10 protein-coding genes are annotated in these 12,441 nt (G+C 40.7%); 2 read left to right on the top strand and 8 right to left on the bottom strand.

Annotated elements, in window-relative coordinates; genetic code table 11:
- Positions 1 to 45 precede the first annotated feature (45 nt).
- The 3 genes from DXD02_RS12825 to DXD02_RS12835 all read right to left on the bottom strand — a co-directional run bounded on the left by DXD02_RS12825 (position 46) and on the right by DXD02_RS12835 (position 4,815).
- Positions 46 to 762, bottom strand: coding sequence for a hypothetical protein (locus DXD02_RS12825; RefSeq protein ID WP_118666939.1), 717 nt, complete (start codon positions 760 to 762; stop codon positions 46 to 48).
- Between the two features lie 14 nt (positions 763 to 776).
- Complete coding sequence (locus DXD02_RS12830) at positions 777 to 2,930, bottom strand: glycoside hydrolase family 3 N-terminal domain-containing protein (RefSeq protein WP_118666940.1); 2,154 nt, start codon at positions 2,928 to 2,930, stop codon at positions 777 to 779.
- Between the two features lie 91 nt (positions 2,931 to 3,021).
- Positions 3,022 to 4,815, bottom strand: coding sequence for a family 43 glycosylhydrolase (locus DXD02_RS12835; protein WP_118666941.1), 1,794 nt, complete (start codon positions 4,813 to 4,815; stop codon positions 3,022 to 3,024).
- 475 nt (positions 4,816 to 5,290) lie between these two features.
- Here DXD02_RS12835 and DXD02_RS15490 point away from each other — a divergent pair, with 475 nt between their 5' ends.
- A complete protein-coding gene (locus DXD02_RS15490; protein ID WP_158580137.1) occupies positions 5,291 to 5,698 on the top strand; it encodes a nucleotide exchange factor GrpE in 408 nt (135 codons plus the stop codon).
- Between the two features lie 161 nt (positions 5,699 to 5,859).
- The gene (locus tag DXD02_RS12845) at positions 5,860 to 7,101 is read left to right on the top strand and encodes an IS256 family transposase (protein WP_118049781.1); all 1,242 of its coding nucleotides are present in this window, start codon (positions 5,860 to 5,862) and stop codon (positions 7,099 to 7,101) included.
- Between the two features lie 466 nt (positions 7,102 to 7,567).
- On the opposite strand, the gene DXD02_RS12850 is transcribed toward DXD02_RS12845, so the two are convergent.
- The 5 genes from DXD02_RS12850 to DXD02_RS12870 all read right to left on the bottom strand — a co-directional run bounded on the left by DXD02_RS12850 (position 7,568) and on the right by DXD02_RS12870 (position 12,053).
- Complete coding sequence (locus DXD02_RS12850) at positions 7,568 to 8,836, bottom strand: extracellular solute-binding protein (RefSeq protein WP_118666943.1); 1,269 nt, start codon at positions 8,834 to 8,836, stop codon at positions 7,568 to 7,570.
- A 90-nt stretch (positions 8,837 to 8,926) separates the two neighbouring features.
- Positions 8,927 to 9,283 (bottom strand): hypothetical protein, encoded by a 357-nt coding sequence (locus DXD02_RS12855; RefSeq protein ID WP_055220368.1) that lies wholly within the window; start codon positions 9,281 to 9,283, stop codon positions 8,927 to 8,929.
- Positions 9,284 to 9,391: 108 nt separating this feature from the next.
- Positions 9,392 to 10,606, bottom strand: coding sequence for a M56 family metallopeptidase (locus DXD02_RS12860; RefSeq protein WP_118666944.1), 1,215 nt, complete (start codon positions 10,604 to 10,606; stop codon positions 9,392 to 9,394).
- Positions 10,607 to 10,635: 29 nt separating this feature from the next.
- Positions 10,636 to 11,001 carry a BlaI/MecI/CopY family transcriptional regulator gene (locus tag DXD02_RS12865; RefSeq protein ID WP_022461242.1) on the bottom strand — a complete coding sequence of 122 codons (366 nt, stop codon included), beginning with the start codon at positions 10,999 to 11,001 and terminating at the stop codon, positions 10,636 to 10,638.
- A 122-nt stretch (positions 11,002 to 11,123) separates the two neighbouring features.
- A complete protein-coding gene (locus DXD02_RS12870; protein ID WP_022461243.1) occupies positions 11,124 to 12,053 on the bottom strand; it encodes a calcium/sodium antiporter in 930 nt (309 codons plus the stop codon).
- Positions 12,054 to 12,441 lie beyond the last annotated feature (388 nt).

Here is a 12,441-nt window from a genome sequence, read left to right on the forward strand (position 1 = left end):
GGAACGGCAAAATTTTTTACACTTCTATTACTTCTTTATCGCACATCAGTAAATATTCATATTATCAATCACAACATGGTCACACGCCGCAGGAACTACATGCCAGGAAGGTCCGTCTACAGCCGTAAAGCCTTTTAAGAGTACATTATTACACCACTTGGTATAGATAAAGAAACGGTGTGCATTACTGTCCGGCAGATGCCAGCAGGCTCCGTTGATAATTCCGTTTCCTACAATGGAAATATTGTCACAATGGTCTGCATATACACACCCTGATACAACAGCACCTTCCTCAATATAAACCGTATCATTGGACTTTAAGGTAAGAACTCCTACATTATATACCTTGTCCTTTTCAAAGCAGATGGTGGTATCTGCCGGTTTCTCAATCCTGTGCGAGCAAAGTACAAACAATGCATCATGAAGACCACCATCTGTCTCTACAGTAAACTTTCTCGGCTCATCAAGATGGATATGGACTGTTTCTCCTTTTACAGAAGGAACTATGCCAAAGCTGGACGGACGGATTTCAAGTTTTTCATATGATGCATGGATTGAAATCTCCAGATCATACGCTTCGTTATCTACTACTACAACATAGTCAAACGAATCTGTATGGTATACCACTCGCTCTGTTCCATTGCAGGTAACACTGTATTTTGCTGATTTTTCCAATTCATCTACAGAATTTAAAATAAATCTCGGTTCCTTGACCGGGTCCGGATTAGGATAATAAATCAAATCATTTTCAAAATCCTTCATGTCTCTTTTCCCTCCTATGCTCGTATAATGTTCTCAGAAACAAGGTGGTCACTACTGTTTCCAATACTGATACGCAGTTTCATTCCGCTGCTGACGGTTTCCATGTTTTTCCCATAATATGAAAATTCTTCCTGGTCAATCAAGAAATCTACATCCTTCTTTTCCCCCGGCTCCAGGAAAACCTTTCGGAAACGGACAAGTTCTTTCTTTGGACGTACTACAGATGCATATAATGTTTCATAATAACACTGGACTACTTCTGCTCCCGCAACATTCCCTGTATTGCACACATTACAATGTATATGTACTTTTTTATCCTGTCCTGTCTGCACATCAATGTCCGAAATATCAAACTCTGTATAGGACAATCCATAGCCAAATGGATATAACGGCGTATTTGGGATATCCATATATCTGCTGGTGAAACGATTTTCTGAATTATCTTCTGTAAGTATATGTCCGGTTTTTACATCCCAGTAGCTTATGGGCACCTGTCCCACACACCATGGGATACTCACAGCTAATTTGCCGGAAGGGTTTATTCTGCCATACACAAGATCTATGATTGCTTCAGCTCCCATAGTGCCGGGTCTCCATGCCATAATGACAGCCTTGGATCTTTCTGATATCCTCCGCAGGTCCAATGGTCTTCCTGTAATTACCACAGTCACAATATTACTTGTACGTTCTGCTATTTTTTCAAATAACACCTGCTGTTCTTCCGGCAAAGTCAGGAATGCCCTGCTGGCAGCCTCTCCTGACTGGGACTCATGTTCCCCAAGTACACATACAACCGTATCTTCATGGGTTATCGTTTCCAGCCACTGCTCATCCCTTGGCTTGTCAGACACTTCCTGTTCCACCTGCCATACCTTACACTCTTCATCAGAAAGAATATTGCATCCTGTAATACATTCTGCTTCTATCTGCTTTTTTTGTAAAATATCTTCTATTGTTTCAACTGCCTCATGTTCTCCAAAAATTGACCAGCGGCTTAAGAATTCTCTTGACGCTGTATAAGGACCTGCCCAGATAACTTTCTTCTTCATGCTTAATGGCAGCAGCTTTTCATTTTTCAAAAGGACACAGCTTTCGCCAGCCAGCTGATATGCTTTTTCCCGGTTATGCAGAGTAAGTTTTCCACTCTTTCCAAGACCGGCAAACGGATTTTCAAAAAGCCCAAGCTGATTTTTCATCATCAGGACCCGGAATGCACTTTCGTCGATAAATGATTCCGGAATCTGTCCGTTCTTCACCAGTTCCTCCAGTCGGAACATATAAGCAGGACTCATCATATCTATATCCACTCCGGCTTCTATGGCCTGAATCGCCGCTTCATCCATATCGGCTGCCACACCCTGTTCTTCCAGCTGTCCGATGGAACCCCAGTCTGAGATCACTGTACCATCAAATCCTTCTTTATCCCGCAGAAGGTCTCTGAGAAGTTCCTTATTCCCACTGATCGGTTTTCGGTCTATGGCATTAAAAGCGGTCATAACCATAGCAGGTTTTGCCTTCAACGCCATGCGGAAAGGTTTTACATACTGTTCCAGAAATGTTCGCTGGGATATTTCAACATCATTATATTCCCGGCCTGCATTCACTGCTCCATAACCCGCAAAATGCTTCAGGCATGCCGCTATTCCGGCATCATCTTTCTGCTGATAGCCATCTACCATTGCTTTTCCCATGATCCCATTTACATATGGATCTTCTCCAAAGGATTCCATCATCCTTCCCCATCTGGGATCTCTTGAAACATCAATCATAGGAGAAAATGTTGCTCTGAGCCCTTCTGAAGATGCCTCCGAGGCAGCTATAGAAGCCGCCTCAGACACCAGTTCCGGATGAAATGAACACGCCTGCCCCAACGGAATCGGAAAAATCGTCCGACATCCATGGATAACATCTGCCATAAAGAGAAGCGGGATATGATGGGGATGCTGTTCCATATATCTGCTCTGGATATCATAAATTTTATCTTTACCGATCACTCCTAGCACTGAACCGGCATATTGAATGATCCATTCCGGTGGTAACTGTTCGCCAACAACACCGGTAAGCACTGCCTCTTTGTCAAAATATACACCGGTAAGCTGTACCATCTGTCCTATTTTTTCCTGCAAAGACATTTCTGAAAGCAATTGCTGCAATTTATCTATTTCCATGATTACTCCTTATGTTTGATCTGTTTATTTCTAATGTTCATTTCTCCAAAGAGCACCTGAGCTGTTTTTCTGCTTTTTCAATATAATTGTATCATACAAGCGGCCTTACGGTTCCTTCCGTAATTCCATTTTCATTAAACGCATCGACTCTCACATATACCGTTTCGCCTTCGACCAGCGCGCCAATATTCTGCTCCGGCATAAAGGTCATGCAGCTGTGATACAGCTTGTCCGGAGCAAAACCCCAGAGGACGTTGTATCCGACGGCGTCTGTCTGCGGCTCAATGGTGATGCGCATATCCATGGTTCCGGTTCGTTCTGCCTGATACTGCGGTGCGAATGGTTTTTCGCCGTTGCCGAGTCCGAAGACACGAAAGCCGGAGATGCATGGATTCTGATTGTACGGTACTTCAAAAACAGTAAGTTTCAGATAGCGGATCTGTACACCCTCTTCTTTTACAACGAAATCGTGTGGCAGATTAGTTTCTGCGTCTGATTTGTCTGCCAGGGCAAAATAGTTTGTTCCATCGGCGGATGCCTCAAGCAGCCATCTTGTTTTATGCTGACTCGGGTCGATATATCGTTCGCCCTGACGCTCGCCCGGCAGGGGTACATCGATTTTATCATCCGCAAAATTGATCTGTACGGCGCGGACATCTTTTACCTCACCAAGATCCATCGAAATCCACTCGCCCGGCTGATTTCCGGTGGCGCGCCACCAGGTCTGGATATTTTCATCTGCCGCAAACGACGGTTCTCTGCCTTCTTCAGAGGACGATGCACTCATTGCTTTCTGATAGCTTAAGAGATACCACTCCGGTTTTGCCCATGGATCTTCTTTTGCCTGCTCCACTGCCATCGGCCAGTCGCCGAACTGCTGATTGCAGAACAGGACACCATCTTCGTCAAAGCCTGCCCGCCAGATGCCAACACGACGCTCCATATCGTGGTTTTTGCTGATCTGCATTGTCGCGGTATGCCACCAGTTTCCATAGCGGTCTTCCATCGTCGAACCGTGGCCTGCACCGCGCAGGAATCCGCCCGGTTTATAGGAATATGGATTGTTCTTTGCCAGATGGAACGGGCCAAGCGGGGAATCGCTCTCGTAAACACCGTCACCGTAAACGTTGTATTCCGTTCCCGGGCCGGCATACTGGAGATAATAGATTCCATTGTGCTTTGTCATCCATGCGCCCTCGATGAACGGTCTCTGGCTGAACATGATTTTGGCAAACCCGATCTGCTCCTCCGTCAGATGATCCGCATCTTTTCCCTGTGCTTTCAGAAATTCTTTGAATTTTTCAACGGCTTCTTCTTCACTCAGCGGCATTTTGGAATGATTTTCTCCGACGCGCTCGTATCCGATTTTTTCCGGCTGACCGTAGATCAGTTCTTTTCTCTCTGCCTTTGGAATCATTGTCTCCGGGTCAAGCTCCACACCCCAGATCGGAGTCACGTTATTGCATCCCCAGTAAAAATAGAGCTTTCCGTCATCATCAAGAAACAGGTTCGGATCCCAGAAATCGAAAGTTCCCGGAATGCGCTCAAACGGACCGTTTAAGATATCTTTCGTACGGTAAAAATCGCAGATCGTGCCACGACGGGATGCGCTGAAATACACGTAATCGCCGACCACGCGCACATCCGGCGCATAGTCATACAGCGGCAGGCTCTCCGGCAGCCGGTGGCTCTCCCAGTGCACCATATCCTCCGAAACCCAGACGCTCAACGTCATGGACGCAAAAATATAATACTTTCCCTGAAATAAAATCATCGACGGATCGGCGGCCTCGCGGGAAATCTTGTCCTCACCGCTTCTCATATCCTGAATAAACTGGTAACGGTAATCCATATTTAACGGATTGCAGAAATACTGTTTTTTCATCAAAATTCCTCTTTCCGGACAGTACGTAAAAACCCCTGTTCGTACATCCTTTTTTCTTATGATAGAAAAAGTTTAGCATATCCCGCAAAGAAAGGAAATGTTCTGATTTGACTTTTTTGTTGCACTTTTTGGACTGTTTTTTTGTCTCAGGTATTGGACAAATTCCTGTGTTGGATTTATAATTCGTGTAATTTCAAATTGCAGAAAACAAGATCTGCAAGCCGAGTTTTCAGCATGGATCGAGGTTGGAATGGAATGCGGCGATTTTACCCTGATACTGCAATCAGGAGAGAAACGTGCAAAGATAGATTTGAGTCAATTCACAGAAGAAAAACCGGAACCTTTCCCGATAAACACCGTTTTCGTGCCGAAACAGCTTCTCGCAAATGTACTTCAGGCCGGAAAAGAGTTTTGCCTGGGTGCAAAAAATCTGAACCCCACAACGAAGGATTCTGCAATTGGAAAGGGAATCCAGATGATCGCCAGACAGACACAAGAAGTATTTGCAGACTGTCATGACGGAGATACAAACATCCGGGTCAGCACATGGATTGAAAAGCTGCTGGCTGTAAAAGACAATCTTGAATATGGAATTGTCAGTTCGGAACGAACGACAAATCGCTGGGCCTATCTGGATGAAAAGCTTCTTATGATGGATTTCCGTACAGCTTTGGCACAGAATTTATACCAGCTGAATGTCTTGCCGATTGAAGCAAATGGTGCAATATTTGATCCTCATATCCATGATGCAGTACACATCGAAGAGACAGACCGGGTGGAAGAAGACAGAGTTGTCGAGGAAATACAGAAAGGCTACTTCTTCGGTGAAAAACTGTATCGACCGACAAAAGTTATTGTTTCTAAAAATCCCTGTCAAAAGTAATGCTCTGAATGCACTTCAAAAGCACCGGCCAAATGGTCGGTGCTTAAATAATGGTTTCATCATCCTGTCAAAAATAATGAGAGTATGAAACTTTTTCTGTAAAATAATGTTTATAAGGTTCTTCTATGATACAATAAATATCATTAGGAGGGCCTTTTATTATGGCAAGACAAAAGAAACCTGTACATCGTGTACAAATGACAGAAGGAAAACGAAACATCATCCATCAGCTCCTGGAAGAGTACGATATCCAGTCTGCAGAAGACATTCAGGATGCGCTCAAGGATCTTTTAGGCGGCACCATTAAGGAAATGATGGAAGCTGAAATGGATGATCATCTTGGTTACGAAAAATCCGAACGCTCAGATAATGATGATTATCGCAATGGTTATAAGCGGAAACAGGTTAACAGCCGGTATGGCTCGATGGAAATCGAAGTGCCACAGGATCGCAAATCAACGTTTGAACCACAAGTTGTGAAAAAACGTCAGAAAGATATTTCCGATATTGATCAGAAGATCATTTCCATGTATGCCAAAGGAATGACTACCCGGCAGATTTCCGAAACCATCGAAGATATTTATGGCTTTGAAACTTCTGAAAGCTTTATTTCTGATGTGACTGATAAGATCCTGCCACAGATCGAAGACTGGCAGAACCGGCCACTGGACGAGGTCTATCCCATTCTCTACATTGATGCAATCCATTATTCTGTAAGGGATAATGGCGTGATCCGAAAGCTTGCTGCTTACGTGATTCTTGGAATCAACACGGAAGGAAAAAAAGAAGTTTTAACCATCAGTGTTGGCGATAACGAAAGCGCAAAATACTGGCTTTCCATTATGAATGAACTGAAAAATCGTGGTGTCAAAGATGTATTAATCATCTGTGCCGATGGTTTAACCGGAATCAAAGAAGCGATTGCAGCAGCTTTTCCAAAGACAGAATACCAGCGCTGTATTGTACACCAGGTAAGAAACACGTTGAAATATGTCCCGGATAAAGACAGAAAAGCTTTCGCTACGGATCTGAAAACCATTTATCAGGCCACAGATGAAAAGAAAGCTCTGGCAGCCTTAGAGCGTGTAACAGAAAAATGGACACCGAAATATCCGAATTCCATGAAGCGCTGGAAGGATAACTGGGACGCAATCTCGCCGATCTTTAAATTTTCAACGACGGTCAGAACGGTGATTTATACTACAAATGCTATTGAATCCTTGAATTCTACCTACCGGAAACTGAATCGCCAGAGAAGCGTATTTCCAAGCGATACAGCTCTATTAAAGGCACTGTATCTTGCCACATTTGAAGCTACGAAGAAATGGACCAGTACGATCCGCAACTGGGCACAGGTGTATGGTGAACTGAGTATTATGTACGAAGGACGCCTCCCAGAGTAACGAATAAACAGGCGAATAAGACGGGCGGAAAACCGCCTGCTCTTGACATGCCATTCAACAACTGTTATATATAAAACAAGGGTGAGAAGCCTGATTTTCAGGCTTGCCACCCTTGCATATCATAGAAGAATCTTATTTACAGACTTTTTCTCACAGTCTCAAAATAATGCTCTGCCATGTGTGTCTTGATATATACGAATCAATTTCTCAAACGCACAGATCATTAACCGATATATAAATTAAGGGTGAAGAGGAGCCTGTTTTTAAAGCTACTCATCACCCTTGACAAACCCTAAAAGAATTTAACCGAATCAACCAAGTCCTGATAAGCTGTGAAGCAGCTATTCAGTTATGAGCAAGTAACGAAGCGGATTGCGAATATCCGCTTTGGCTTTACAGACTGTTCCACAGTACTCCGGAAAATCTGTTTCTTGCAACTCTCACTCCACAGGACTGATTTTTTATGTCATTTCTGTATTTTTTCCTTCCATTTCTGTATTGTTTTTATGAAGACATGCTCTTTTTGCTTTTCATCTTCCTGCGCCTCATACTTAGATAGTAAGGAATTAAGTTCCCTGTCCCATATCGAATAAAATCGAACGGTTTTTACTTCTTCCTGTATCGTTTTGATTTGTTTTTGATCTTGTCTCGAAAGACTCCGCATTCGTTTTTCCAGTTCCTTTTTGTAAATAGAAACCCCTTGCGGAAATCTTATATTGCTTGCCTCTCTTCTATCTTCTAACTCTATTCCTTTTCCTGATAAAACTTCTTCACTGTATAGCATTTGTAAAAAGGAGACTGCTTTTAAAGGTTGCTTTGTGTTCTTATTAATTCCTGCATAAAGTGTAACATTTGCAGTGAATCCGCCTTCCTGATTCGGCATTGCAAATACCGTATGAACTGTTTTTTCACCTCCAAGTTCTTCCAAATCATTTAGACTTACTACTCCTGTATCTTTTATTTTCCAGTTTAAAGCTAATGATCTTGTTTTTAATGCTGCTGTTTCATCCAAAACTTTTTTTATTTGCTCTTCCGAATATAGAAGTGTTTTTTTCTTATAATCAACTACCTCACTAAATGTATCAAAAAATTGAACCCCACTTCTTTGCCCTACAATCTGTTGAATTGCTTTTTCTTTTTGTCTGGCTAATTCCAGCCAATTTCTTGATATTTCTGTATTTTCCGGTAAATCCTGTGTTGTAAATGCATATAGAAAATAATCGTATGTCATAGGAAGCAGTATTTGTTCCTCATTAGCCATACCTGCAGACAAAATCCTCTCTTCTAAAATATCTATATCAAAATATTTCATGTATGGTTTCAACGAAAGAAAGGTTCCCTGATACATTTCTTTTTGGGGATCCTCAAAAACAACTGCTCTTTGCTCACTCCAGGTCGGATTCGGCCCCTCTGCCAAAAATACATCCGGTCCTTCTCCCATCGTAATTTCATTCTGGATCTCCTGTACTTTTTCTTCCGAAGCCTTTTGCCCTGATGGGATTACCATTAATTCCACTCCATTATTTTTATATATTTTCTTCCAGGCTGCCACTATTTGAAGTACCGTTTTTTTATTTTCTTCATCAACACAAATTTTTAATGGCATTTCCGTTTTCTCAATTTCAATCTTGGCTTGCGTATCTGCATATACCGTTTCTGCATTTAAGCTCCCACTGACTAATGTGATGTTAATCAGAATCAAACCAAAAATTTCTTTCAACCTTTTTCCCATCATTATGCTACCCCCTATGTTTCTATATAGCACAAGGCTATTGCATGACTTCTGTTTTTTTACATATCATACAACAGCCTTGTGTTTTAACCATTAATTATCATATCCGTGACAAATTGTTCTTGTTTCTTTCACATTAGCAGTATTTCCTGCGTTACAATTTAAACATTTTGTAGTTTTTATTCCTGTTCTATACTGCTTCAAATCAGTTCCCCATGCGTGACCATGAGTACATGTAACTGTACCACTGCTTATCCAGCTTCCCCATACGGTTGACGATGTTATTCTTCCTCCACATCTCGGGCAAACTGCAGCATACGGCATAATTTCTTCATACGCAAAAGTATTCTTACTTTCGATAACATCCGCTTTTGTTACATTGGCAGAAAATGTACTGGCCAACATTAAGGTCATTAGAAAAATGGAAATTTTTTTCTTTACCGCTTTCATACTTTTCTCCTTAAAAATTTATTATACCTGTCAACGTACGTTCTACATTTGTATAACAAAAATACCATACTTCCTACTTTTTGTCAATCTTTTTCTACATTTGTCTAATTAATCATTATACCCATGGCAGACTATTTTTTCTTGCCTGATCTTTATCTCAAAAAAATTTCCACATTCATTACACCTGATTTTTTCTACTCCATATCTGGCTTTCTGTAAGTCATCTCCCCATGCATATTGATGTGTACATACTACATTTTTTTCATTTTCCCATCCATCCCAAACCACTTCTCCTTGTACCGCAGCTTTGCATTTGGGACAATTTTCTATACACGATGATGACCATATTTGCCGCGCTATTTGCATTTCCGAAAAGCTCAAGATAATTATTCCAAAAAGAAAAACAGTGATATATATTCGAAGTTTTTTTCTTGCTAAAAACACATTGTAAAATCGTTCTTTCAGTATCTTTGTTTCTGATACCATCGAAACAACTCCAGACAATTCTTTTCTCGTTTGTTTTGAAGCCACTTTCAAAATAACATTGCAATAATCTTTCCGTTGTGTCAGATTCATATATTTTGTAACAGTTGCATCACAGACACATTCCATGTCTATATTTGCCATTTTTTGCACCCATAGCATCGGGATACAAAACCAATAAACATCCCTTATAATTTGAAGAAACATTTTATACCATAAATCGTGTTTTTTCTGATGTGTCAATTCATGTAAAAAAATCAAATACCATTCTTCATAGGAGTAATTTTCCGTTTCCAGCATTCCTTGTGGAATCAATATCTTTGTATTTCGTACACCAAACAACATAGGAGAATAAAAATCTTGATTTTCACAGACCCAGATTTCTGTTTTTTTTATTTTACAAACTTCGCTTGCTTTTTTTAGAGCTTCTAATACGGAATTTTTTTGCATCTTTTTACATTCTGCAAATATTCTTTTTTTCCATATTCTATATTGTATTGCGTGAAACAAAAGACATAAAATCATCCCTGCAATCCATATATACAGCAAAAATTTTTCGCCTGACATCCACCCTCGAATTGAAACGTTTCCCATTTTCGTCATGATCGCGGTCTTTTGATTTTGTTCCCCGATATAATATGCCGGCATAGAAATCATAAAAGGATGTTGCCGAAATTTCTCTGTCACACTCCAAAACGGAAAGCACATTTTAAGTGTCAGAAGTATCCAGACTATCTTTCTCCAGTAATGACCGAGCCTTTTCCCCATTATTTTTTGTACAACATATGCCATAAATGCGACTATGCCTATTGAAAGATTCCACTTTATGATAAATGCCATCTGTAACTATATCCTCTACACCACTTTTTCTATTTTTGTCTGTCAATAAATTCCTGCAATTGCTTAACCTCTTTTGAGCTAAGTTTTTCTCCATCATACAGTGCCGATGCGAATTTTGCTAATGACCCTTGAAACATTTTATCTAACATGTTTTTTCCAACCGTGCCTATATAATTTTCTTTTTCTACTAATGGTACATAAAGATTTGATTTCCCGTTCCTCACTTTTTGAATAAATCCTTTTTTTTCCAAACGAGTAAGCAATGTTAAAATGGTACTCGGTGCAACATTTTTCTCTACATTCAATTTTTCTTCAACTTGAAATCGACTGACAGGTTCCTCATATTCCCATATAATCATCATAATTTCCTGTTCTGATTCTGGTAATTTTTTCATTTCTACTCTCCGCTTTTCTCTACTTTGATCAGATTATAGCATATGTTCCAGAAGAATGCACTTCAAAAGCACCGGCCAAATGGTCGGTGCCTAAATACTGGTTTCATCAAAAATGGTTCATCTTATACCACACATAAATATGCAAAATATCCTGCATAGCATAAAAGCATAACGACACCACACGTTTTCCGTAATTCCCTGTTCTTGTACGTCCCAATCCATAAAACCAGACCTGCCAGAATTGCGATTCCTGTGTCTACAATAAATTTAGTTTCAAATGGCACAGGACAGATCAGTGCGGCTGTTCCAATTACAAATAAAATGTTAAAAATATTGCTTCCGACAATATTTCCGATTGCAATTCCTGCATTCCCTCTTTTTGCTGCTGTCACAGATGTTACCAGCTCCGGAAGGGATGTTCCAAGAGCAACAATCGTCAGTCCGATAAAACGCTCACTCATTCCAAAGTATCGTGCAATCTCGGTTGCCCCGCTGACGGCAAAATCACTTCCTTTTACAACCAGGACGCCGCCTGCCACCATCAAAAGAAGACATTTCCAGACAGGATAATTTTTCGCTTCCTCCTCTTCCGGATTTTCCCCTTTTTTTGACATTACAAACAAATATCCAAGATATACAAGAAACAGTACCCATAAGACTATGCCCTCGGCAAACGTTACTTTTCCTCCTGTCATTCCGCATATCATTAAAACTACCGTAACAAACATCATAAACGGTATTTCATAAAACAAGGTAGACCTTTGTATTGCCACATTTGTTATTAATGCCGTAAGTCCGAGAATAATAAAAATATTCAAAATATTGCTTCCAACCACATTTCCTATCGTAATTCCTGCGTTCTGCTGCATCGCTGCGGTAATACTTACAGCAGCCTCCGGCATACTCGTTCCCATTGCAACAATGGTAAGTCCGATAATCAGCTGGGGAATTCCAAACTTTCTTGCTATGCTTGCAGACCCTTCCACAAACCAGTCTGCTCCTTTTACCAGAAAAAGGAAACCCACTATCAAAATCCCTGCCTGTAACATCATACGTATCTTCCTCTCTTTCTTTTGCATTCTTTGCAGCAGGTGTTATAGGCATAAAAAAAGAGACTCCTACTGCATCTACAGTAAAAGTCTCGCTATTTAATCACTTTCCGAGTTATTGAATATCAATAGCTGTACTGACGAAGAAGTGAACACGGTTGGCTAGCTACTCCCTTTTATTTTTTCAGTTTATCAAATTTCTTTTTTTTCGTCAACGTTTTTTATTTCTCTTTTTAACCGAATCAAGCAAGTAGCGAAGCGGATTGCGAATATCCGCTTTGACAAGAAAAAATAGAGTATGGATTGTTTCCATACCCTTTTGATTTTCACAAATCCTTTGTCTGGTTCTGGTTTTATTACATCATCATTGAGGAAAATCATATCATTATTC

This window comes from Blautia sp. TF10-30 (assembly GCF_003481245.1).
GTDB classification, from domain to species: Bacteria; Bacillota; Clostridia; order Lachnospirales; family Lachnospiraceae; genus Fusicatenibacter; species Fusicatenibacter saccharivorans.

Excerpts from the sequence above, each read along its gene's own strand:
- DXD02_RS12825 (WP_118666939.1), bottom strand. The coding sequence starts at position 762 with ATGAAGGATTTTGAAAATGATTTGATTTATTATCCTAATCCGGACCCG.
- DXD02_RS12830 (WP_118666940.1), bottom strand. The coding sequence starts at position 2,930 with ATGGAAATAGATAAATTGCAGCAATTGCTTTCAGAAATGTCTTTGCAG.
- DXD02_RS12835 (WP_118666941.1), bottom strand. The coding sequence starts at position 4,815 with ATGAAAAAACAGTATTTCTGCAATCCGTTAAATATGGATTACCGTTAC.
- DXD02_RS15490 (WP_158580137.1), top strand. The coding sequence starts at position 5,291 with ATGATCGCCAGACAGACACAAGAAGTATTTGCAGACTGTCATGACGGA.
- DXD02_RS12845 (WP_118049781.1), top strand. The coding sequence starts at position 5,860 with ATGGCAAGACAAAAGAAACCTGTACATCGTGTACAAATGACAGAAGGA.
- DXD02_RS12850 (WP_118666943.1), bottom strand. The coding sequence starts at position 8,836 with ATGATGGGAAAAAGGTTGAAAGAAATTTTTGGTTTGATTCTGATTAAC.
- DXD02_RS12855 (WP_055220368.1), bottom strand. The coding sequence starts at position 9,283 with ATGAAAGCGGTAAAGAAAAAAATTTCCATTTTTCTAATGACCTTAATG.
- DXD02_RS12860 (WP_118666944.1), bottom strand. The coding sequence starts at position 10,606 with ATGGCATTTATCATAAAGTGGAATCTTTCAATAGGCATAGTCGCATTT.
- DXD02_RS12865 (WP_022461242.1), bottom strand. The coding sequence starts at position 11,001 with ATGAAAAAATTACCAGAATCAGAACAGGAAATTATGATGATTATATGG.
- DXD02_RS12870 (WP_022461243.1), bottom strand. The coding sequence starts at position 12,053 with ATGATGTTACAGGCAGGGATTTTGATAGTGGGTTTCCTTTTTCTGGTA.